Raw genomic sequence first — 25,292 nt, forward strand, 5'->3', positions numbered from 1 at the left:
CTGGTTCTTGCGGAAGCTCTTTTCACCACAGATTGCACAGGTTTATACAGGTTTACACAGATTTAATTCTTAAATTATTGATTCTTCTATATCAAGATTCCGCATTAATCCGTGCAGTCTGTGGTGTTTCCTTACTATAACCGGATGTTTTTTGGTATCCTTGCGTGTGTTTTCTGAAAATAATTCCTATTTTTGTCCAACTCAATTGCATGAAAACACACTGGTATGATCGAGGATAATAGTTTAGGACTTGAATTCAAATATCTGATTGTAAATGACATGGACCGCAAATTCGGTCTGTGGGTAAATACTGTCGGCTATCAATCCATTCCTCCCGATTCGCCTTACCCGTTGAAAGAGCATCCTTCCGGCTACTTCTTTAATGCGGAAAAAGGGCGGGTGCTTCGTGAGTATCAATTGGTATATATCACCAAGGGTCGCGGTTTGTTTTCGTCCGATTCTACCTCTGAAAAGCAAGTTTGTAAAGGCAGGCTGATGGTCTTGTTTCCCGGCCAGTGGCATACATATCGTCCGTTGCGGCAGACTGGTTGGACGGAATATTATATCGGTTTCGAGGGACCTATGATAGACGCCATTGTTGATGATGCTTTTTTGTCGCAGGAACAGCAAATACTGGAGATAGGCCTTAATGAAGAGTTGGTCTCATTGTTTTCCCGTGCTCTTGCCGTAGCCGAAGCGGATAAGATTTCCGCGCAACAATATCTTTCCGGGATTGTGCTCCACATGATAGGGATGATTCTTTCCGTCTCCAAGAATAAAGTTTTTGAGATGAGTGATGTGGACCAGAAGATCGAACAGGCAAAGATTATTATGAACGAGAATGTATCCGGCAATGTGGACCCGGAAGAGTTGGCTATGCGGCTCAATATCAGCTATTCATGGTTCCGTCGTGTCTTTAAGGAGTATACAGGTTATGCTCCTGCCAAATATTTCCAGGAATTGAAACTTCGTAAAGCCAAACAACTGCTGGTGGGAACTTCCCAGTCTGTGAAAGAGATTTCTTTCTTTCTTGGTTTTCAGTCTACCGAGTATTTCTTTTCTTTCTTCAAGAAACGTACAGGGCTTACTCCGCTGGAGTATCGTTCGTCCGGGCGGGAGGAATGAATTGCCGCATAGCCCTGATGTAAACCTTGTGTGCGGTTGTCCTGACTCAAGACAAGGGACCTTTTTCTATGATTTTTATAAGAATATCATCCCCGCTATATTTCCTGTTATGATGCGATGCGGATGTAATGTCGGGTTGGTCGAATCCGGAAATGAATATAGAATTGTACGAAGAGTAGTTTTCGATTACTATATGTAAATATTAGTAAGATGATTGATGAATGGATGTGCAACTGAGTCTAAATACTGCCTTGTTAATAGAAAAGGATGATATTATGTTAATTGTCTTATTATAAAAGAATTAACCTGTTAATAACTTTGTTGATATCCTTGTTGATAATTGAAATAGGATTGTGAATAACATTAATAAAGAAGAGCTGCCATAAAAAAGAAGAACCGCATTTCTGCGATTCTTCTTATCTTAGTTGCGGAGATCCGACTCGAACGAATGACCTTTGGGTTATGAGCCCAACGAGCTACCAACTGCTCCACTCCGCGATGTTTAACGAGTGCAAAGGTACGGCTTTATTTGGAATACACAAATTATTTGGAGAATATTTTTCTAATAAATTCTCCTTTTTTTCTTATATGACTGAAAATGAGTAGTATAATATTTAGACTTTTTTTTAGTACCTCAAAATACACAAATGTTAATATTCTCTCTATTTTCTTGTATGGTCTAAAGAAAAGCGTTACTTTTGCTCAAAATATTCAGCAATGTGCAATTTGTAACCTATGACCGTATCCAAGACAAAAGCCAAGTTAGTAGATGTAGCCCGTCAGTTGTTTGCGAAGATGGGAGTAGAAAATACGACTATGAACGATATCGCTCTTGCTTCTAAAAAAGGGAGACGAACGCTTTATACTTATTTTAAAAGTAAGGATGAAATCTATCTGGCTGTTGTGGAATCGGAATTGGATATTTTGTCGGATATGATGAAGCGGGTAGCCGAGAAAAACATTTCTCCGGACGAAAAACTGCTGGAGCTGATATATACCCGATTAGACGCAGTGAAAGAGGTGGTCTATCGGAACGGGACGTTGCGTGCTAACTTTTTCCGTGATATATGGCGGGTGGAGAAGGTGCGTAAGAAATTCGACGCAAAGGAAATACAGTTCTTTAAGACTGTTCTGTTGGAAGGACAGGCAAAAGGAGTTTTTCATATTGACGATGTGGAGATGACTGCCGACTTGATACATTATTGTGTGAAAGGCATTGAAGTTCCTTATATTCGTGGACATATAGGTGCACATCTGGATGAAGATACAAGAAACAGATATGTGTCCAACATTGTGTTTGGCGCACTGCATAGAACAGAAATTTAATTAAATAACTTTTAGTATGGGATTATTAGACGGAAAAACAGCCATTGTGACCGGTGCTGCTCGCGGTATTGGTAAGGCTATCGCTCTTAAGTTTGCTGCCGAAGGCGCAAACATCGCATTTACTGACCTTGTCATTGACGAAAATGCAGACAATACAGTTAAAGAATTGGAAGCAATGGGTGTGAAAGCCAAAGGTTATGCTTCTAACGCTGCTAACTTTGAAGATACTGCAAAGGTCGTAGAAGAAATCCACAAGGACTTCGGACGTATTGATATATTGGTAAACAATGCCGGTATCACTCGTGACGGCTTGATGATGCGTATGAGCGAACAGCAATGGGATATGGTAATCAACGTGAACCTGAAGTCTGCATTTAACTTCATCCACGCTTGTACCCCCATCATGATGCGTCAAAAAGCTGGTAGCATTATCAATATGGCCTCTGTTGTAGGTGTTCACGGAAATGCTGGACAGGCTAACTATGCTGCTTCTAAAGCAGGTATGATTGCATTGGCTAAGTCTATCGCACAAGAGTTGGGCTCTCGCGGCATCCGTGCCAACGCTATCGCTCCGGGATTCATCCTGACAGACATGACAGCTGCTCTATCTGACGAAGTAAGAGCTGAATGGGCAAAGAAAATTCCTTTGCGTCGTGGTGGTACTCCTGAAGATGTGGCAAACATCGCTACCTTCCTGGCTTCTGATATGTCTTCTTATGTATCAGGTCAGGTGATTCAGGTAGATGGTGGTATGAATATGTAATCGAACAGAATGACTGTTGTATACGAAGACAACCATATCATTGTAGTCAACAAGACCGCTTCCGAGATTGTCCAGGCAGACAAGACGGGAGATACGCCGCTTTCGGAGAGTGTGAAACTGTATCTGAAAGAGAAGTATCAGAAACCCGGAAATGTCTTCATCGGTGTGACACACCGGCTGGACCGCCCCGTAAGCGGTCTTGTTATTTTTGCCAAGACGAGTAAGGCACTTACGCGTCTCAATGATATGTTCCGCACCAGTGAGGTGAAGAAGACTTATTGGGCAGTCGTGAAAAATGCGCCGAAAGAACCGGAGGGCGAACTGGTGCATTTCCTTGTGCGCAATGAAAAGCAGAACAAGAGTTATGCGTACGATAAAGAAGTGCCGAATAGCAAGAAGGCGATTTTAGACTACCGTTTAATAGGCCGTTCAGAGAATTATTTCCTGCTCGAAGTTGACTTGAAAACCGGACGCCATCATCAGATTCGCTGCCAACTGGCAAAGATGGGATGTCCTATCAAGGGAGATTTGAAGTATGGCTCTCCACGCTCCAATCCTGATGGAAGTATTTGTCTGCATGCCCGGCGAGTACGGTTTGTACATCCCGTCTCGAAAGAGTTGATAGAGCTTGAAGCTCCTCTTCCCGATGGAAACCTATGGAAAGGATTTGAACTGTTCTAGGCAGTGCAAATCCTTCTTCTTTTTGCCAAAAGAGTAAACTTGCCTGCCATTCTTCCGGTTAATTCTAGCGACAGCCGGTAAATTCCCCGATACATATTATATTTGCATCATTCGCTAATTAAATTACTATATTCAGTTATACTAAAAAAAAATACGAATGAAGGCATTTAAACTACTCGCACTTACTTCCTGCTTTTTACTTGCGACAGGAAGCGGAGTTGCACAACGGGACTATTCAAAAAGTGAAGGACTGCTTCAGTATGTCGACCCTTATATCGGCTCCGGTTATCACGGGCATGTATTTGTAGGAACGAGCGTTCCTTACGGCATGGTGCAGCTCGGCCCTAGCAATATCCATAAAGGATGGGACTGGTGCTCCGGCTATCATTATTCCGACAGCATCCTGATAGGTTTCTCGCATACTCATCTGAGCGGTACGGGATGTACCGACTTAGGTGATATTCTCATTATGCCGTTGAATGAAATCCGTACTCCTAGAGGAAATCAGGATGATATACGTGACGGCTACGCTTCCCGCTATTCGCACGATAATGAGATAGCCCGTCCGGAATATTACTCCTTACTTCTCGATCGCTATAATATCAGAGCGGAACTGGCGGCAACAGACCGGGTAGGCTTCCATCGTTATACATACCCCGAAGGCAAGCCTGCTTCTATATTGATTGACTTGCGCGAAGGGAACGGCTCGAATGCCTATGATAGCTATATCCGTAAAATAGACGACTATACAGTAGAAGGCTATCGCTACGTAAGGGGGTGGAGCCCTTCCCGGAAAGTCTATTTTGTGCTGAAGAGCGACAAGAAGATAGAGCAGTTTACAGCCTACGATGATAATACGCCGAAACCCTGGGACCAACTGAAAGTAGCATCCGTAAAAAGCGTCCTCACCTTCGGCAATGTAAAACAAGTAAAGATAAAGGTTGCTATTTCTTCCGTTAGCTGTGCCAATGCAGCAATGAACCTGCAAGAAGAACTTTCTCACTGGGACTTTGACAAAACAGTAAAGATGAGTGCCGGACGATGGAATAAAGAACTTGCAAGAATGACAGTAGAGACGGATGATGAGGCTTCCAAACGTACTTTTTATACTGCGCATTATCATACCATGATTGCTCCTACGCTTTATTGTGACGTGAATGGAGAATATAGAGGGATGAATGATATGATTTATACTGACCCGAAGAAGGTCAACTATACCACCCTTTCTTTATGGGATACCTACCGAGCCCTGCATCCTCTGATGACTATCATCCAGCCTGAAATGGTAGACAACGTGGTCAACTCCATGCTTTCCATCTACCGCCAGCAGGACAAGCTTCCTATCTGGCCTTTGATGAGCGGTGAAACTAATCAAATGCCGGGTTATAGCTCCGTCCCTGTCATTGCCGATGCTTACCTGAAAGGATTTACCGGATTTGATGCGGAAGAAGCATTGCAGGCAATGAAAGCGACTGCCACTTATGAGAAACAAAAAGGAGTCCCTTATGTGATAGAGAAAGGATATATCCCTGCCGATAAAATCCATGAAGCTACCTCGATAGCCATGGAATATGCAGTAGATGACTGGGGAATTGCCGCCATGGCACGTAAAATGGGAAAGACCGGAGATGCGGCAACTTACGCGAAACGTGCGCATTACTATAAAAACTACTTCGACTCTTCCATCCACTTCATCCGTCCGAAGTTGGAAGACGGTTCCTGGCGTACTCCTTATGACCCGGCACGTTCCATCCATACCGTCGGAGATTTTTGCGAAGGTAACGGCTGGCAATATACATTTTTCGCTCCGCAAGACCCGTATGGACTAATCGGGCTGTTCGGCGGTGATAAACCGTTTGTTGCAAAACTTGATGACTTTTTCACCAACAATGACAGCATGGGCGAAGGCGCATCCAGTGATATTACCGGACTTATCGGGCAATACGCACATGGAAATGAACCGAGCCATCACGTCGCCTACCTGTATGCATATGCCGGCGAGCAATGGAAAACGGCAGAGAAAGTCCGTTTCATCATGGATGAATTCTATACAGACCGACCGGACGGTATCATCGGCAATGAAGACTGCGGTCAGATGTCCGCCTGGTATCTTCTTTCATCCATGGGGCTTTATCAAGTGAATCCGTCGGACGGTGTATTTGTTTTCGGCAGCCCGTGTTTTAAGAAAGTCGAAATGAAGGTACGTGGTGGCAAGACATTTACAGTTGAAGCTCCCAACAATAACAAAGAGAATATTTATATCCAGAAAGTTTATTTGAACGGTAAGCCTTATAATAAGAGTTATATCATATATGATGATATTATCAACGGCAGCACTTTGAAGTTTGTAATGGGAAAGAAACCGAATAAGAATTTCGGCAAGGCTCCGGCAAACAGACCGGTTGCTTTGAATAAGATAAATGAATAAGAAGAACATAGTTTTCAATAGGTAATAGGATTCAGATAGTTGTTTGAACGTAGTTTTCAGTCCTCTTCCATAAGACTAACAGGTTTTATAGAAGAGGGCTGAATGTTATTAATGGAAACAATGGAATAGCGAATAGCGTTAAATATGTGCAAAGAGTTTGTACATAACTTGCTTGAATGTGATTGGCTGATTTCTCTTTGAGAATCCAAAAATAAATCCTGCTTTCAAACTCTATTCTTTTCAGTGAATAGGGATGAGAGCAGGATTTGTGTTTTCTATAACCGGCTGTTTGTTATTTCATTGCTTATGGCAGCGGGTCAGCCTTGGCGGGGCGTTTCGGGTCATAAACGGCTACGCCTACCTTGGAGTCTGCACAGCCATAATACAAATACCATTTGTTTTTGAAGTAAACCATTCCTTCGATAAAGACGGTGCCGTCTACATATTGCCCGCTTTTCTCGAAGCTGTCCATCGGACGGAAGAACGGTTCGTCAAGACGGGTGATGAAGCGGGTCGGTTCGTTGGCATCGAAAAGAGCTTGTCCGGCAGCATAGACGTTGGCGGTGTAGCGTTTGTCTCCTCTTCCCGCATGGTTCTTTCCGTTGTAGAGAAGGACGATCCCTTTTGGGGTGTAGATAGCCGGAGGTCCACATTCGGTCAGATGGCTGTCGAAATATCCGTCGCGGGGAGAGAATAGTTTCTTTAGGGAGCCGTCTATGTTGACAACAGGCGTCCAGTTGATTAAATCATCGGAAGTGGCGGCAAATACATGTTCTTCGCCCCAGTACATAAAGTATTGCCCGTTGATTTTCTTGATAAGCTGTTTTCCTTTTACTACTTCCGTCAGGATAGAGCCGGATTTGCATCCCAGGTTAAAGAATTTCCCGTTGTATGCTTTGGCAAAGGCAGGGCCGTGCTTTGTCCAGTCTTTCAGATTGCGGGAAGTGGCTACTGCCAGGCGGGGCACATGGCGGTTCCATTGCGTGTACATCATTACATAAAGTCCGTCTTCTGTCACGGCAACTCGCGGGTCTTCACAGCCACCCGGCCATTCCAGTTCTTTTTGCGAATCATTGTCCGGATAGAACACCGGCGACTTTTCCCGTTTGAAACGCGTGCCATCGGTAGAAGTGGCATAGCCGAGACGGGAAGTGCGGTGACCGATGCCGACACCGGACTTATCTTCTGAACGATACAATACGACAATCTCCCCATTGTAGAGTGTGGCTGCCGGATTGAAGGTGTCATTCGATTCCCAGGCAATGGAATCTTTTGCCAACGGGCAATAAAACTTAGTGTTTTCTATGGGAGATATTACAGGATTGACGTTCTTCGGACGTTCGAAACCGCCGAAAGCCCAATCGGGCAATTTGTTCTCTTTGTTATTGGCAGACTGTCCGTAGGCGGTACAGGTCATCATCGTTGTAGCAAGTAGAAATAAAAAAGTTGATTTCATAATCTATTAATTGGTTTATGAGGACAATTACTCCTCTACATATAAATTAAAAAAATAAAAAAATGCTGTCATCTGTCACATGATTAGATGCAAGTGCTTGATAATGCATGAGTTATTATGTGACAGCATGATGTGATAGCAGTGTGACGACAACTGTTGCTGTCACATTGTGTGTGCTTACGGGAAAAGAATTGTTTCCTTATTTGAAACCATAGTTTCAACGGTGAGAAACCATAGTTTCAGCAGTGGGAAACTGTAGTTTCAAAGGCTTGAAACTTTAGTTTCTATTGCTTGAAACTCTTGTTTCCGAAGCATGAATCAATTATCTCATAGGCAAGAGCAGGGTAGGAACTACCGGATACTGTTCAATAAGTCCACTTTTCCTTCGTTGACAAGTCTCAGGATTAACTCCCCGAACAGTGTATTCTGCCATGCAAACCAGGAACGGGTGAAGTTTTTCGGGTCATTTTTATGGAAGGACTCGTGCATGAAACCTGTTCCGGCATCCGTGTCCATCAACATTTTGATGCAAGTCTTGATTTCCGCATCGTTCTGGCTGGTGAACGCTTTCATCATAATGCTCATCGGCCAAATCATGTCATATCCGATATGCGGGCCACCGATACCCTCTCCGGCAGTACCTTTGAAGAAGTAAGGATTATCCTCACTCCATACGAATTTGCGGGTATTCTGATAAATCGGGTCGTTCACTTTTACGTCTCCCAGATGTATGTTGGCTGTGCCCAAGAGTGCCATGGATAAGCAAAAGGCTTTAGTAATATTCATGGTAATAGTTTTTAATTGATTAAATTTCGGCAAATAATTCGATGAGACAAGCATTGTCGAGCAGCCATTTATACTGCTCTTCGTTGTGTCCCGACCAATCCCGGCCTAATAGTCCGTTTTCGTCCCGGTAACTTTCCCAGGCATGCACGGCATTGTCTGCCATGGCATCGACATACATCGGATTCTTGTCAACTTTATACAGGGCTTTCAGTCCTCTGAATAAAATCACGTTGAACCACGCCATGTCTTTATGCACCTTGACTGCCGGGTCTTTCTTGTCGGCTTTTGTACGGAAAAATGCATCTGTTCCTGCGGCTGTCTGTTGTGCGTCGCGCAAGTACTGTTTGTCCCCTGTTTCCTCGTAAAGCAATACGCCCGCTTGAATCATCTGTCCGCTGTTGTAGGCATATTTGTCTTTGGAGATGTCTCCTTTCAGGTTGATATTGTCCCAGTAAAGGTGGTCGTCAGGGTCGCACAGATGCTTTTTCGTCCAGGCATAAGTCTCTTTCGCCTTTTCCAGATACCTGGCGTCTTTTGTCAGCCGGTACAGTTTGACACCGAGCACTGTCGACGGGGCGTTGGAACAAGTATGCTTCGCCTCTTTCTGCTGTTCGCACCAGAAGATGCCTCCCCCCCCCCATTTCATCGCTCCATCCGCTGTAAATATATTGATACAGTGCGACGGCTTTCTTCAAATAAGCAGGCTTGTGCGTCAATTGGTAGTAGTCGCAGTAATCCAGTGCAATCCAGATGTTGTCGTCATAATAACGTCCGTGCTGCCCATACTTGGCAGGATACGACTGGTAGCAGGCTGGCAGGCGGCTTTCGTCCCAATACTGCTCCATTCCCGGAAGAATCCGCTTTTCGAGTATCTTTTTGTACTTTTTATTTCCCGTAGCTTTGTATAGCGCCACACAGCCCGACATCATCCCGGAATACGGCCATAGGAAAGACGCTTTCAGCGTTCCGTTCTGTTGCGTACCGCCTGCCAGATAAGTGATTTTCTGGTCGGGATTGACGGGATACGTTTCTGTCAGTAGCCCGTCATTTGTCTGATACAGATTCAAGACATTATATAGAATCGAGTCGGCAATAGAAAGATAGCGGGCATTTCCTGGAGTCTTTCCTACTGCGGAAGTAAGGCAAAATAGCATACAGGCTGCAAAACATATATTTCTCATAGGAGTATCGGAGTTGGGAATTGAAACTTTCAGGTTATTAGTGAAAAGTGTCAGCCGAATGACGGATAGACGGCACACGGCTGACAAATATTATTTCTGTTGCCGCTCGTCAAACTCCAGTTCCACCTTCACGGGAAAATGGTCGGAAGGCGTGCGTGCCTGGTAAGCCTTGATGTCGATTTCTTCCGGACAGTCGTTCGCCTGCTTCTTCTCGCCGTTTCCTACGATGCTGCGGTATGTATCCGTCAGTACGCCGTATCTTTTCACGTGGAAAGACGGCGACACGAACACATGGTCGATACGGCTTTCCGTAAAGCTGTCCGGGTCGAAGTCATTGAACGTACCGTTGATGGCATAGCGGAAATCACACTTCTCGTAAGAGTCGCACAATACCCCTTTGCTCACGAAAGCATCATACGACTGGTGAGTCTGGTCGACATTGAAATCTCCCGTCAGGATAGCCGGAAGGTCTTTGCCTTTGCCGAGTTCCTTCATCTTGTCCTGTACGAGGAATGCGCTTTCCACGCGGGCTTTTTTACCGATATGGTCCATGTGCAGGTTGAAGAAAAGGAATTCGAAACCGGTGTCCTTGCATTTGAAATGTCCCCAACTGCAAATACGCGGCAGTACGGCATCCCAACCTTTGCTAGGCACGTCGGGCGTTTCTGACAACCAGAAATCCCCCTTTTCTATCACGTCAAACTTGTCCGTACGATAGAAAATCGCGGAATGTTCGCCTTTCTCTTTGCCGTCGTCGCGTCCTACACCGATATAATCATAACCGGGCAATGCCTCTTTCATGTCCTTCAGTTGATGGATGAAGCACTCCTGCGTGCCGAAAATGTCGAAATCATGGTATTGCACCATTTGGACAATGACCGGGTAACGTTGTCCCCAACCGTTTCCGTTGACGGAGTCGCTGCCGTTGGCGTTTCTCAGATTGTAGGAGGCAACGGTGATGGAAGTAGGCTGATAGTTACTTTGGCAACCGCAAAAGACTATCGCGACAATAGCAATAAATAAAAGGCTTTTAAGTTTCATGTTTTTATAGTTTGTTTGATAGATAATTCTCAGACTTCAAAAGTACGATATTTTATTCAAATGAAAGAGAGTAGGGAGCATCTTTTTCAGTGGTTCCCCGTTGTTTGTCGGGTACAGGGCTCATCCGGAATTGGATATTCGCACCTCGCGTCAACTGGTCGTGTGTAAGATAATTGCGTGAGTACGGCTTTCCGTTCACTTTCATTTCTTTGATGTAGCAGTAGTCGGGCTGGTTGTTATCCGACTTGATAGTGACTGTTTTCCCGTTCTCCAGATGCAGTTTGGCTGATTTGAAGAGAGGAGAGCCTACGACATACTCGTCGGTTCCCGGACAAACAGTGTAGAAGCCTAAGGCGGAGAATACATACCAGGCAGAAGTCTGACCGTTATCCTCGTCACCGCAATAACCGTCCGGTGCGGCGGTATACAGCTTGTCCATTATTTCGCGTACCCGGTACTGGGTTTTCCAAGGCTCGCCGGAATAGTTGTAAAGATAAACCATGTGCTGAATCGGCTGGTTGCCGTGTGCATATTGTCCCATGTTCATCACCTGCATCTCGCGCATTTCGTGAATCATGCCGCGGCTTTCCATTCCCAGCTTGCCCGGAATTACGAATACGGAATCCATCATGGTATTGAATTCTTTCTTGCCGCCCATCAGGTCGATAAGCCCTTGCGGGTCGTGGAATACACAGAAACTCCAGTGCCAACTGTTACCTTCGCAAAATTCGCCGCTCCAGTCTACCGCGTCGAAGTTGGGGTTGAATACACCTTTATCGTCCTTGCCCACCATCAGTTTGCGTTCCGGGTGATAGACATTCTTGTAGTTCTGTGCGCGCTTTTTATAAATCTCGATTTCGTCGGCCGGTTTACCCAGTTTCTTGCCTAATGCATAGATAGTCCAGTCGTTATAAGCGTATTCGAGGGTGCGGGCTACGTTCTGCCCGATTCCGATGTTGTTGGCTACATAGCCCAGTTGGTTGTAGGACTCATAACCGAGACGGCCGGAAGCAGTCCCGCGGAGATGCGCGTTCGTTCCGTGTTTCAACGCTTCCCAAAGAGTTTCGATGTCATATCCGCGCAAACCTTTGATATAGGCGTCCGCTACAACGGAAGCCGAGTTGTTGCCTACCATGCAGTCGCGGTGTCCCGGTGTCGCCCATTCGGGCAGGAAGCCGCTTTCCTTGTAAGCGTTCACCAGTCCTTCCTGCATCTTCCGGTTCATTGACGGATACATCAGGTTGAGGAAAGGAAACAGACAGCGGAATGTATCCCAGAATCCGGTGTCGGTAAACATATACCCCGGAAGTACTTTGCCGTTGTAAGGGCTGTAATGCATCACTTGTCCCTTCGCGTCTATTTCGTAGAAACTGCGCGGGAAGAGCATCGAACGGTACAGGCAGGAGTAGAACGTGCGCAGGTTGTCGATGTTGTCGTCTTCTATCTCTACCTTGCCCATTTCACGGTTCCATATGTTTCGTCCGCTGCTCACCAGTTGGTCGAAAGTCTTGTTGCCTAGCTCTTTCAGGTTCAGTTCCGCCTGTTCGGGGCTGATAAAAGAAGAGGCGACACGGGCGTGGACGATTTCTCCTTTTTTCGTGGCGAATCCGATGACAGCTCCCGTATGGTTCCCCTTCGCTTCCGTTTCATTAGGGAGAATCCTGTTTTCCGAAACGGTGGAAGTAAACGTAAACGGCTTGTCGAACTGCACTACAAAGTAGTTCTTGAAGTTTTCGGGCACACCGCCGCTGTTCTTTGTCGAATAGCCGATAATCTTGTTCTCTTCGGGAATCACTTTGATGTAAGAACCTTTGTCGAAGGCATCCAGGATGACATAGGAATTCTTCGTTTCGGGATACGTAAAGCGAAACATGGCTGCACGTTCGGTGGGAACGAGTTCGGTAGTCACGTCATGGTCGGCTAGATACACCTTGTAATAATAAGGCTTGGCGACTTCCGCCTTGTGAGAGAACCAACTGGCGCGCCGGTCCTGGTCGAATACCAGTCCGCCGGTAATGGGCATGATGGCAAACTGGCCGTAGTCGTTCATCCACGGGCTGGGTTGGTGCGTCTGCTTGAATCCCCGGATTTTGTCGGCATTGTACGTATATGCCCAGCCGTCTCCCATTTTACCGGTCTGCGGTGTCCAGAAATTCATTCCCCACGGCAATGCCGTAGCTGGATACGTGTTTCCGGTAGATAGTTCAAACTTGGATTGGGTACCTACCAGTGTGCTGACATAGTCTACCGGATTCTTAACGGCAGAAGATTGCAGGCTGTACAACACGGCACCTCCAAGAAATAGCAAGTGTTTAAATGAAAAATGTGCTTTCATGAACAAATGAATTTATTGATTTGATAATAATTTCTACGACGAAAATAGGGAGAAAAGAAATGCTACTATGGGAAGTCGAAATACTAAATTGTCATGTGGCGCTATAATTAACCAAACAGGCGCGCATTCTTACATATATTCTACGCTAAAAAAGTGCTGAAAAGTTTTTTTGTTTACCTTTGTCATATTGCAAATCTAAGGATTCTATGCCATGAAAAAACATTGTATTTTACTTTTATTCTACTGTATTAATCTGCTGATGAATACAGCCGGTGCCTATAATCTGAAGCAAGTTGCCGACAAGGAATATATGTCTAATAGCTCTATTACTTCTTTGTGCCAGGACGATAAAGGACTGATGTGGATCGGTACTTGTGACGGACTTAATATCTACGACGGTCAGGAGATCGAAGAGTTTAAGGCTCGTGACAAGGAGGATTACTTATCTGGCAATCAAATTGATAATATTATCTATACAGGCAACGATACCTATTGGTTTCAGACCTATTATAGCCTGATTCGCTTGGACCGTAAAACGAACTCCATTACACGCTTTAATGAGTTTCAGAAATTGTTTCTGATGAATCGGGATAAACATGGGACTTTATTTATTATTAAAGACAGCAACTGTATCTATTATTTTCATGAAAAGGAAGGTGTTTTCAAAAAAATCAATGTGACTGGTATCCCGATTTCGGATGTCATTACTTTTTTCTTCGATAATAATAATCGTATGTGGGTAATGATGAAAGGGTATAATCGGTGTTACGATCTGCAACTGGATCCTGTGACGAAGAATATCACCTTAGTATTACAAAAAAGCGCTCTGGAATACCATACCCCATTGATTTATTGCTTTTATGAGGAAGAAGCTGTTTACTATGTAGATAAGGAATACAATCTCTATACATTCTATTTTGAAACTAAAAAGAGTGAATTTATAGCTAATCTGGGAGCAGAAATACAGGCGCTTGACAAGATCTCCTCAATAGTTAAATATCATGATAGTTTTTTTGTCGGCTTAATGATGGACGGTGTTCTGGTGTTGGAAAGGCGAAAAGATAGCGGTGAATACCAAATTCAGACCTTACCTATAAATAGCGGGGCATTCAGCCTGATAAAAGACCGTTTTCAGGATGTAGTCTGGATAGGTACAGACGGTCAGGGGGTGTATCTTTATTCGAATCCTCTTTATTCTATAAAATCAGTGGTACTGAGTAACTATACCGAAAAAATAGAACGTCCCGTGCGTGCTCTGCTGCTTGATAAGGAGCGTACTTTTTGGATCGGTACGAAAGGGAATGGTATACTTAAAATTTTTGATTATGAAGTGGATAAAAATCTATCAGACTGTCGATCGGAGATACTGACAACATCGAACAGCGGTTTAGGCAGCAATGCGGTCTACTGTATCGGAGAAAGTAACCGTAACTTGTTATGGATTGGTGATGAAGAAGGACTGAACTTTTATTCATATCGCGAACGCCGTATCAAGAAACTTCCTCTTTGGATTGATAATGAGGAATTCAAATACATACATGATATTTATGAAACGGAAGACTCGGAATTATGGCTGGCCAGTGTGGGGATGGGAGTAGTCAGAGCGCGCATCGGAGGTACACCGGATTATCCGGTTCTTGAAGATGTACAACGATATGTGGTCAATGGCGGAGAGTTCGACTCCAATTACTTCTTTACTATCTGCAAAGGGGACACTCTGAACTTATTGTTCGGCAATATGGGGCATGGAGTTTTCCGTTTCAATAATACAACCAACGGATTGGAACCGCTGACCACTCATAAATATGAGAATATGAACTTGAACAAAGTAGTGCCTATTATGAAAGATGAGGCAGACAATTATTTGATTGGTACTACTTATGGAGTCATCAAGTATGCCTCGGAAAATTCTTATCAATTGTTTAATGCAAAAGACGGTTTTTTGAACAGTACCATCCATGCCATCCTAAGACATTCACCTGATAACTTCTGGTTGAGTACGAATCAAGGATTGATTAATTTTGATACTAAAAGAAATGTATTCCGCTCTTATGGTTTGGGCGACGGGCTTAAAGTCGTCGAATTTAGTGACGGAGCTTCCTATAGAGATCCGCAAACGGGTACTTTATTTTTTGGAGGAATCAACGGCTTTGTAGCTATTCAGGCAGACGGACGTCCCGAACAACTTTATATGCCTCCCATCTACTTTGACAAACTCTCTATCTTTGGAGAACAATACAACCTTGGGGAATTTATCACTAGTAAAAAGGAGAATGAAGTATTGGATCTGAAATACGACCAAAATTTCTTTGCTGTTTCATTCACCTCTGTCGATTATCTGAACGGAAATAACTGCACCTATTCTTATAAACTGAAAGGACTGAGTGACCAGTGGATTAATAATGGTAAAGAAAATTCTGTCTCTTTCACGAACATGGCTCCTGGCGAATATACATTATTGGTAAAGTACTACAATAGTGTATTCGATAAAGAAAGTGATGTCTATTCTTTGTTGATACGGATCGGTGATCCGTGGTACGCCTCTTGGTGGGCATATCTCATTTATTCTTTATGCCTGCTTCTGATAGCCGCCATGTTGATACGTTCGTTCATTCTCCGCACCAAACGGAAAAAGCAGGAATTGCTGAATGAAATAGAAAAACGCCATCAAAAGAATGTATTCGAGTCGAAGCTTCGTTTCTTTACTAACATAGCTCACGAATTCTGTACCCCGTTGACTCTTATCTACGGTCCTTGCGGACGTATTCTTTCATCAAAGGGGCTCAGTAAATTCGTAGTCGATTACGTTCAGATGATTCAGACAAATGCTGAACGCCTCAACAATCTGATTCATGAGCTGATCGAATTCCGCCGTATCGAAACCGAAAACAGGGAAGTGCGGCTGGAATCATTGGATGTATCTTCCATTGTGAAAGGAATAGCTAAAACATTTGTCGAAATGGCTAAATCCAGGAACATCACATTTTTGAGTAAGATACCCGAACAAGTGATGTGGAACTCAGACAAGGGCTTTCTGAATACAATTATTATCAATCTGATATCCAATGCTTTTAAATATACTCCCGACGGGCAGAGCATTAAGATTGAAGTGGATACGAACGGAGAAAACCTACTGCTTCTTCGTGTTGCGAATGAAGGAAGTACCATCAAAGAAAAGGATTTCCAGTATATATTCAACCGATATGCTATTTTGGATAATTTTGAGAATCAGGACGAAAAGAACTTTTCACGGAATGGGTTAGGGCTGGCTATTTCTTATAATATGGCAAAGTTGTTGAATGGAACATTGAAAGTGGAAAATACTTCTGACGGATGGGTGATGTTTACATTGACTTTGCCGGTCATGGAACTGACTACCGGAGTGTCGGAAACTAAACGACTGACGGCAGAATATATCCCCCAAATAGATACTCAACCGATATTGAAACTTCCCCAGTATGAGTTTGACAAGATGCGCCCTACGCTTTTAGTGGTCGATGATGAAATCGAAATGTTATGGTTTATTGGGGAGATCTTTTCCTGCGACTTCAATGTAGTAACATTGCAAGATCCCGAACGCCTGGAGCAAGTGATGAATGAGGTTTATCCGAATGTGATTATTTGCGATGTCATGATGCCGGGCATCGGTGGCATTGAATTGACTCGACGGATTAAGTTGATGAAAGAGACGGCGCATATTCCTATTATCATAGTTTCCGGACGGCATGAAATGGAACAACAGATGGAGGCTCTTTCTGCCGGAGCAGAGATGTATATAACAAAGCCGTTCAGTGCGGAGTATCTTCGTATTACTGTATGTCAGGTGATGGAACGGAAAGAAATATTGAAGAACTATTTCAGTTCGCCAATCAGCTCTTTTGAAAAGTCGGATGGAAAGTTGACGCATAAAGAATCGAAGAAGTTCCTTCAGTCAGTTTTAAAAATTATCAATGATAATGTAACGAACAAAGATTTAACTCCGCGTTATATCGCTGATCGATTGGCAATCAGTCCTCGGAGTCTTTACCGGAAGATGGAAGAAATAGGAGAGGATAGTCCGACGGATCTGATAAGAAAATGTCGTTTGCATGTGGCTAAAGATTTGTTGCTGACGACCCAAAAAACGATTGATGAAATTGTGTTCGATTCGGGATTCTCAAATAAAGTTACTTTCTTCAAAGTGTTTCGTGAAAAGTATGAGTGTACGCCAAAAGAGTTCCGGATGAAACATTTGAAGGAAATTCAGCAATAATTCAGGAGGAAAAATATTTTTTTAGGTGCGGAAAGTGAGAACTCACCGATGTTCGTAGAGACTCTTTTGCAGGTTGGTTTCGTTTGGAGTATTCTTTTCTCCCAAAGAAGTCCTCGTTGATATAACCTCGTTTTAGACGTCTCTTCATGGCTAAAAAGAATAAGTAAATATTCGTGTTAATATAGTAAATGTTTGTGCCAGAAAACGAAAAAATAGTAGTCAAATTTTTTGGTAGAGTTTGATGGATTTACCTTTGTTTCGTCAATGTTTTAATTAAAAAAACATGAAAAGTATTAATTTATTAATCTTTAATCTAATGAAAAGGAAATATTGTTTAACTAATTATTATGTATGCTATGAATTCATATTGCATTTATCGTTTTTGAGGCTATGTAAGGAATGCTCTCTTTGTTCTTAATTTAAATTTAATATTTTATGAAATTCAATTTATCAAACATCAAATTTGGATTATCCTTATTTATTGTGATATCTGCTTTTTGGGGGTGTGATAATAAGTTAGCTCCCATGAATCAATATCAAGTTACACCTCCCGATCTGAGCAAGCGTTCGGTTTTCGAAAGTTTCTCTCCTGATAGTGGAGGTATCGGTACACAGTTGATCATCCGTGGTAAGAATTTCGGTTCCGATCCGGAATATGTAACGGTGACGGTTAACAACAAAATAGCGCCTATTGTGCGTATGGACGATGAGATGATTTATGCTATCGTTCCCGCACGGGCAGATACCGGATATGTTCGTTTATATATAGGTAAGGGGGATAATGTGGAAGAGTATGCTTCAGATTCCAAATTCCGCTATCAGTTTAAGCGAAATGTGACCACGATGGTAGGGCAACAAGGTATGAAGGGACGTGATGACGGACCGTACGCTGCCAGCAAATTGCAACGCACGTGGTTTTTGTTGACAGATAAAGATGGCACGGTGTTTTTTATTGATGAAGGGCGTGGTACTGACAAAAATGGTGCGCTGCGTCGGGCACGTAACGGTGAAGTGGAAACTTTGGTACAATGTTCTACCGGACCTTTTCAATCGCCCACGGCATTGGCGTTCAGCCCCAATCAGGATACGTTATATATCTCCAACTATTGTTTTACGGATGAGACTAATACTCGAACAGACTTTAATATTCTTTACGTGACTCGCGAAGGGGGCTTTGTGGATGTGCGTGGGCTAAGCCGAGGTACGAAAATCGGTACTACAGGTATTGCTGTGCATCCCAAGACAGGAGAAGTTTTCTTCAGTAACAAGGGTGATGGCTATATCTGGCGTTATGTAGGACCGGGGTTTGAGGATTATGAAAAGCTTTTCCAAGTGAACAATGCAACGAGTGTCGAGACACGTATGATGTTCAATCCGGAAGGTACGATTTTGTATGTTGTAGTATGCAATCGTCATTGCATATATAAAGTACCCTATGATGCGACTACACGTACTTTCGGTATACCGTCATTGTTTGTTGGCGCATGGGATGAAAGTGGCTATATGAACGGTTCTGGTGCCACGGTACGTCTGAATCAGCCTCGCCAACCAGCGTTCGATGAAGATGGCAATATGTTTGTACCTGAAAAGAGTGCACATATCATTCGTAAGATTACACCTGCGGGAGTGGCTTCATTGTATGCTGGTATTCCGGAGCAGAGCGGTTTTGGAGATGGACTGCCGGAATTGGCGAAATTTAACAGTCCAGAATGTGTGACAGTATATCCGGATAACTCTGTGTACGTGGCAGACCGTGAAAATCACGTCATTCGTCGTGTGACAGTTGAGTAATAATCATAAAAAACAAATAATTTTCCATGAAGAATATACAACAATATATCGTATTGCTTCTAATGGCAATGTTGCTTGTGCCACAGTCTTTGCAGGCGCAGGAGGACAAAAAGCTTATTATAAAAGGTGTGGTGGAAGATGCCTTGGGACCTATCATCGGTGCATCGGTTGTAGCCAAGAACCAACCGGGCGTGGGTGCTATCACTGATCTTGATGGACGGTTTTCGCTGAAGGTAGGGGCGTATGACGTGCTGCAAATCACATTTGTGGGCTATCAGCCGGTCGAAATTCCGGTTCTGTCTATCAAAGATAAGAATAATCTTAAGGTGACAATGAAAGAAGATAACCAGACGATAGACGAGGTGGTGGTGACTGCTAGTGGTGTGCAGAAGAAGAAAACACTAACGGGTGCTATCACTAACGTAGAGCTAAAACAGTTGAATGCGCCGGGTGCCAACTTGTCTAATTCACTGGCGGGTGTTGTTCCGGGTATTATTGCCATGCAGAGTAGTGGTGAGCCGGGCGAGAATATGTCACAGTTTTGGATTCGCGGTATGAGCACGTTTGGTGCAAAATCGGGTGCCCTGATTTTAGTAGACGGCGTGGAACGTAGTTTTAATGAGATTCCGGTGGAGGATATTGAGTCATTCTCTGTTTTGAAGGATGCCTCGGCCACTGCTATTTACGGTCAACGCGGCGCCAATGGAGTGGTATTGATTACAACCAAACGCGGTGAAAAAGGAAAGGTGAAAATCAACGTGAAGGCAGGTTTCGATTGGAATACACCGGTCAAAGTGCCCGAATACGCCAGTGGTTATGACTGGGCCAGATTGGCAAATGAAGCGTTGGTAGGACGTTATGAGAATCCGCTTTACACTAATGAGGAGTTGGACATTATTCAACACGGATTGGACCCGGATCTTTACCCGAACATAGACTGGAGAGATCTGATGCTGAAAAAAGGTGCGCCGAGTTACTATGCTAATATTAGTTTCTCAGGCGGTAGTGACAATGTACGTTACTTTGTAACTGGACGATACACCGGTGAAAACGGTCGTTATCGAACTTCTTCTTCGGAAAATAAATACAATACCAACTCCACGTACGAACGTTGGAACTATCGCGCCAATGTGGATATGAACCTGACACGAACAACGGTGTTGTCGGTTGGTGTAGGGGGATGGTTAGTCAACCGTACGTCTCCTTCTAGTAGTTCGGGCGATATTTGGCAATCGTTTGCTTCTTACACTCCGGTGACTGCTCCGCGTAAATGGTCTACTGGACAGTGGCCCATTGTCAGTGGTATGACGACTCCCGAATATCAGATGACTCAAACAGGTTATCGTACCATCTGGGAAAACAAGATGGAAACGAATGTAGGTTTAGAACAAGATCTTTCTTTTATTACGAAAGGCTTGAAATTTAATGGAGTATTTGCTTTCGATACATACAATAAGAACACAATCGTACGTGAAAAAGGAGAAGAACTTTGGTCAGCAGAGTCTTTGCGCGATGGCAATGGAAACTTGGTCCTGAAGCGGGAAGCGAATGCTAAGGCCATGTCACAAGCTAAAACGGTAGAAGGTGACAAGCGTTACTACTTGCAGGCTTCATTGGATTATAGCCGATTGTTTGCCGAGAAACATCGTGTAGGGGCATTTGCCATGGTTTACCAGCAAGAAACGTCTGACGTCAACTTTGCGGAAGATGATTTGATGGCTTCCATTCCTCATCGGACACTTGCCTATTCCGGTCGTTTCACATACGCTTACAAGGATAAATATCTGACAGAATTTAACTGGGGATATACCGGATCAGAGAACTTTGAAAAGGGTAAGCAGTTCGGCTTCTTTCCAGCGGTGTCGGTGGGATGGGTACTTTCGGAAGAACCTTTCATAAAAAAAATGATGCCATGGATGGACCAGTTCAAAATTCGTGCTTCGTATGGCGAAGTAGGTAATGATGAGATTGCCGGACGCCGTTTCCCTTACATTACGTTGGTAAATACTGACGATAATGCATATTCTTTTGGTGAATTTACGAATAATTCTGCACAAGGTTATCGCATCAAGACGATGGGTACACCTTATTTAACATGGGAAGTTGCTAAGAAATACGATGTCGGAGTCGACTTTTCTTTTTTCAACAGCAAGATTACAGGTACAATAGACTGGTTTTTGGACAAGCGTGACGATATCTTCATGAAACGTAACCAAATGCCGCTGACTACTGGACTTGCCGACCAGACTCCAATGGCGAATGTGGGTAAGATGAAGTCGTATGGCTGGGATGGTAACATTGCTTATACACAACGAATAGGACAGGTGAATCTGCAACTTCGTGCTAATTTTACCTATCAGACAACCGATGTGATAGACAGAGATGAGGCTGCCAACGAATTGTGGTATAAGATGGAAAAGGGATTCCAGTTGAATCAAAGTCGTGGTCTCATAGCGTTGGGGTTGTTCAAAGATCAAGAGGACATTGACCGTAGTCCGAGCCAAGTGGCATTGTCAAACAAAACGATTCTACCGGGTGATATTAAATATAAGGATGTGAATGGTGACGGTGTAATTACAGATGACGATAAAGTACCATTAGGATACAGAGAAACACCGGGCCTTCAGTATGGTCTCGGCTTAAGTGCCAATTGGAAAAATTGGGGAATCAATATGTTATTTCAGGGTACAGGAAAGTGCGACTTCTTTGTAGGAGGGAACGGTCCGCACGCTTTCCACGATGGTAAACGTGGTAATATCCTTCAGGTAATGGTGGACGGCAATCGTTGGATCCCGAAAGAAATTTCCGGAACGGAAGCAACGGAAGACCCGAATGCAGACTGGCCTCGTCTGACATATACTAATAACAATAATAACAACCGTAAGTCTACTTATTGGTTGAAAGAGAGAAAGTATTTACGTCTGCGTAACTTGGAAATCACTTATGATCTGCCGCAGATGTGGACACGTAAGTTCCTTGTAAGTAATATGCGTATTGGATTTATCGGACAGAATTTGTTTACATGGGCACCGTTCAAATGGTGGGATCCGGAAGGGACAAATGAGTCAGGAAGTAGTTATCCAATTAATAGAACTTACTCTTGTTATATTCAATTTAGCTTCTAATGTTTAAAAAACCAATTATGAAACGATTACTTTATAGTCTGTGGCTGGCAGTGGGTGCTATTGTATGCTCTTCATGTGCCGACTATCTTGATGTGGACAGATATTTTTATGACCAGGTTTCTGTAGACTCTGCTTTTTCAAAGCGGGTCTACACGGAAGGGTGGCTGCATAGTGCATACAATACAATGCTTTATGTTGGTGAATTCTCGGAACCGTTCCGTTGGGCGAGCGACGACCTTTATCATCCGGATATGAAAGATTATCAGGAGGGGAATTATAGTGCTGACAACCAGTTGAGTGATTCTCAAGAGAGTGAATCTCGTTTGTGGAAATATTACGAAGGAATCCGCAAAGCGTCTACTTTTATTAATAATGTAGACCGCTGTCCGGAATTGACGATGGATGAGAAGGCGGATATGAAAGCACAAGTTCGTTTCTTGCGCGCTTATTCTTATTGGGGATTGATACGTGTATATGGTCCTGTTCCCTTGATTCCGTTAGAAGGACAAGATGTAAATCTGTCTTACGAAGAATTATCGTTGCCACGTGAGCGTTTTGATGTTCTAGTGGATTTTATAGACAAGGAACTGGCAGAAGCGGCACGATCGCTACCTACCAAACGGACAGTTAACAACTTGGGGCGTCCCACACGTGGTGCTGCATTAGGATTGCGTGCGCGTGTGTTGTTATATGCGGCCAGTCCGCTGTTTAACGGAAATACCGACTTGTTTAATGTAAAAGACTGCTATGGTAATCAGTTGGTGTCGCAAGAATACGACGAAAACAAGTGGGCAAGGGCAGCAGCAGCGGCAAAGGATCTTATTGAACTGTCTAAAAATGCTAATCTGTATGAGCTCTACACGGTAGCTCCGAAAGCTACGTCACTACCATCGACACGTCCTCCTTACCATGAAGAATATTCCAATAAAAAATATCCGGATGGTTGGGAGGATGTAGACCCGCTTCTTTCTTATAAATCGATCTTTGATGGCACTATCTTGGGGTCTAAGAATCAAGAGTTGATATTCACTCGTTCTAGTAAGGGGCATCTGAATATCAACAGATGGAACGAAGAATTGATGCCTAAGACGCTGAAAGGAAATAATAAATTGGCTGTGACACAGAAGATGGTGGATGCGTATGCCATGAACGATGGTCGGAGCATTACAGAAGCTGCTGTTACAGGCGACTATGTGACCGAAGGGTTTACCACGCAGGCGTACGCTGCTACCAATCCGTTTTTGCCAGCTAACGTTTCTTTGATGTACAATAACCGGGAGCCTCGTTTCTATGCTTCTGTCGGTTATAGTGGTGCTGTTTGGGAAGCATCCAGCTCTTCCGAAACGATGTACCGCAACAGTCAGATATTCTATTATCGTGGATTGAATGATGGGAAACAGGGATTTAAGGAAGATTGTCCGATTACGGGTATCACTATGAAGAAATACTACAACAATGAAGATTCAAGAACAACAGGAGGATATCAGGTGGATAAGACGGAGATGACCATACGTTATGGTGAAATTTTGTTGATTTATGCCGAAGCCCTTAACGAACTGACCGAAGTGCATCATGTAACAAGCTATACAGGGGAAGATATGGTAATTCAGCGGGATGTCGATGAAATGCGTTATGCCATCAAACGTATCCGTATGCGTGCCGGTGTACCGGATTATTCGGATGCAACATACAAAAATCCTGATGATTTCCGCATGAAGTTGAAAAAAGAACGCCAAGTGGAATTGTTTGGTGAGAATTGCATGCGTTATTTCGATTTACGTCGTTGGAAAGATGCTATGATAGAAGAAAATCAATTGCTACAAGGTTGTAATATCAATGTGAGTGATGATGAAACACACATTGCTGACTTCTACAAACCGACCATCATTACAACGGTGCACAAGGTGTTTGAACAACGTATGTATTTGTGGCCTTTTCCAACATACGAACTCAAACGGAATGTAAATATGACACAGAATCCGGGATGGTAAAGGAATTAATTATTAAGAAACTGCATTATGACACAATTTAGATATAAAAAATACAGACTGATAGGCGTTGTACTCGTACTACTGTCGTTTGGACTTGGAGCCTGCGACAGACTGGAGGACGAGCTGTTTGAAAAGAATTCGTACATTGTTCGTAACGGATGGCAGGATTATGAACTAACAGTGACAGAAGATAACATGGCAGTGCTTCCTATATATTTTGGAGTAAACGGTACTTCTGCTAATGATAAGGATATTACGGTAACGATGGAAGTCGATCAGGATACGCTGGATCGATATAATTGGGAAAAGTATAAAAATCAGACGAGTCTTTATTATAAAATACTTTCGCCAGAAACGTATGTGTTCGACAATTCCTCTTGGACTATCCCGAGAGGAGAACTGAATGCGAGTGCGTATATCACGATTGACCTGACGAAAATTTCGCAGGTGGGTAGTTTGTACGACGACTATGTGTTGCCGTTACGTATTTCTTCTTCTATCGGCGAACCGATGGGAAAGAGCAAATATACGAAGGTGTTAGCACATATCGGTTTCAAAAACAATTACTCAGGTATCTATAGTGGTAAAGGGGTAGTGACCCAACAAGGAACAAGTTACACCACCGAGACTACCAGTACGCACCTATATGCCATCAATAATGATGTCTGCTATATGTTTGTAGGTGAAAAGACGCGATTGAATACGGCTGATTATCTGGATTATGTGGTGGAAATTCATCGTGACATGTTTGGTAATATAACGCTTGTTTCGAAGAATCCGGACTTGCAGTTTAACCCTTATAGTGCCAAGTTAACACGTAAGTATACCCACAACTATACGGACCAGCGCTACTACACAGAGGTGACTACCATCGAAATGTCGTATGCATACGTAGACAATACGCAAGGTGAACCGTTGAAGATGACGTTCGACGGTACCTTCTCCATGTCGAGAGATGTATTGCGTGTGGAATACCCGGATGTGGATGTAGAAGAGTAACCCAATAACCCT

Annotated in this window: 13 protein-coding genes, 1 tRNA gene and 2 pseudogenes; 10 read left to right on the top strand and 6 right to left on the bottom strand. The window is 43.6% G+C overall.

The window, feature by feature from the left end:
- Window positions 1–225 precede the first annotated feature (225 nt).
- Window positions 226–1,125 carry an AraC family transcriptional regulator gene (locus A4V03_RS00870; protein WP_065537596.1) on the top strand — a complete coding sequence of 300 codons (900 nt, stop codon included), beginning with the start codon at window positions 226–228 and terminating at the stop codon, window positions 1,123–1,125.
- A 425-nt stretch (window positions 1,126–1,550) separates the two neighbouring features.
- Here the strand turns inward: A4V03_RS00870 and A4V03_RS00875 are convergent.
- Window positions 1,551–1,623: transfer RNA gene (locus A4V03_RS00875), tRNA-Met, on the bottom strand.
- 237 nt (window positions 1,624–1,860) lie between these two features.
- Between A4V03_RS00875 and A4V03_RS00880 the strand changes: the two genes are divergently transcribed.
- The 4 genes from A4V03_RS00880 (at window position 1,861) to A4V03_RS00895 (ending at window position 6,323) form a co-directional block, all read left to right on the top strand.
- Window positions 1,861–2,451 (top strand): TetR/AcrR family transcriptional regulator, encoded by a 591-nt coding sequence (locus A4V03_RS00880; protein WP_024987943.1) that lies wholly within the window; start codon window positions 1,861–1,863, stop codon window positions 2,449–2,451.
- 16 nt (window positions 2,452–2,467) lie between these two features.
- A complete protein-coding gene (gene fabG / locus A4V03_RS00885) occupies window positions 2,468–3,214 on the top strand; it encodes a 3-oxoacyl-[acyl-carrier-protein] reductase (protein ID WP_009040273.1) in 747 nt (248 codons plus the stop codon).
- A gap of 9 nt (window positions 3,215–3,223) precedes the next feature.
- Window positions 3,224–3,895 (top strand): RluA family pseudouridine synthase, encoded by a 672-nt coding sequence (locus A4V03_RS00890; protein ID WP_024987944.1) that lies wholly within the window; start codon window positions 3,224–3,226, stop codon window positions 3,893–3,895.
- A 157-nt stretch (window positions 3,896–4,052) separates the two neighbouring features.
- The gene (locus tag A4V03_RS00895; protein WP_024987945.1) at window positions 4,053–6,323 is read left to right on the top strand and encodes a GH92 family glycosyl hydrolase; all 2,271 of its coding nucleotides are present in this window, start codon (window positions 4,053–4,055) and stop codon (window positions 6,321–6,323) included.
- Between the two features lie 304 nt (window positions 6,324–6,627).
- Here the strand turns inward: A4V03_RS00895 and A4V03_RS00900 are convergent, their stop codons facing one another.
- The 5 genes and pseudogenes from A4V03_RS00900 to A4V03_RS00920 form a co-directional block, all read right to left on the bottom strand.
- Entirely contained in the window at window positions 6,628–7,779 is a 1,152-nt protein-coding gene (locus A4V03_RS00900; protein ID WP_065537597.1) for a glycoside hydrolase family 130 protein, read from the bottom strand.
- 351 nt (window positions 7,780–8,130) lie between these two features.
- A pseudogene (locus A4V03_RS00905) lies at window positions 8,131–8,508 on the bottom strand (glycoside hydrolase family 125 protein); the annotation flags it as partial.
- A 76-nt stretch (window positions 8,509–8,584) separates the two neighbouring features.
- Window positions 8,585–9,746, bottom strand: a pseudogene (locus A4V03_RS00910) (glycoside hydrolase family 76 protein).
- A 90-nt stretch (window positions 9,747–9,836) separates the two neighbouring features.
- Window positions 9,837–10,787 carry an endonuclease/exonuclease/phosphatase family protein gene (locus tag A4V03_RS00915; RefSeq protein WP_024987611.1) on the bottom strand — a complete coding sequence of 317 codons (951 nt, stop codon included), beginning with the start codon at window positions 10,785–10,787 and terminating at the stop codon, window positions 9,837–9,839.
- 52 nt (window positions 10,788–10,839) lie between these two features.
- Window positions 10,840–13,122, bottom strand: coding sequence for a GH92 family glycosyl hydrolase (locus A4V03_RS00920; RefSeq protein ID WP_065537598.1), 2,283 nt, complete (start codon window positions 13,120–13,122; stop codon window positions 10,840–10,842).
- 211 nt (window positions 13,123–13,333) lie between these two features.
- On the opposite strand from A4V03_RS00920, the gene A4V03_RS00930 reads away from it, so the two are divergent.
- The 5 genes from A4V03_RS00930 to A4V03_RS00950 all read left to right on the top strand — a co-directional run bounded on the left by A4V03_RS00930 (window position 13,334) and on the right by A4V03_RS00950 (window position 25,280).
- Window positions 13,334–17,374, top strand: coding sequence for a hybrid sensor histidine kinase/response regulator transcription factor (locus A4V03_RS00930; RefSeq protein ID WP_065537599.1), 4,041 nt, complete (start codon window positions 13,334–13,336; stop codon window positions 17,372–17,374).
- A 435-nt stretch (window positions 17,375–17,809) separates the two neighbouring features.
- Complete coding sequence (locus A4V03_RS00935; protein ID WP_065537600.1) at window positions 17,810–19,165, top strand: IPT/TIG domain-containing protein; 1,356 nt, start codon at window positions 17,810–17,812, stop codon at window positions 19,163–19,165.
- Window positions 19,166–19,191: 26 nt separating this feature from the next.
- Window positions 19,192–22,290: a SusC/RagA family TonB-linked outer membrane protein gene (locus A4V03_RS00940; RefSeq protein WP_065537601.1), complete on the top strand. Its 3,099-nt coding sequence runs from the start codon at window positions 19,192–19,194 to the stop codon at window positions 22,288–22,290.
- A 17-nt stretch (window positions 22,291–22,307) separates the two neighbouring features.
- Window positions 22,308–24,281: a RagB/SusD family nutrient uptake outer membrane protein gene (locus A4V03_RS00945; protein ID WP_065540227.1), complete on the top strand. Its 1,974-nt coding sequence runs from the start codon at window positions 22,308–22,310 to the stop codon at window positions 24,279–24,281.
- A 27-nt stretch (window positions 24,282–24,308) separates the two neighbouring features.
- Window positions 24,309–25,280 (top strand): BT_3987 domain-containing protein, encoded by a 972-nt coding sequence (locus A4V03_RS00950; protein WP_065537602.1) that lies wholly within the window; start codon window positions 24,309–24,311, stop codon window positions 25,278–25,280.
- Window positions 25,281–25,292: the final 12 nt, after the last annotated feature.

The sequence above is a fragment of the Bacteroides caecimuris genome (assembly GCF_001688725.2).
GTDB classification, from domain to species: Bacteria; Bacteroidota; Bacteroidia; order Bacteroidales; family Bacteroidaceae; genus Bacteroides; species Bacteroides caecimuris.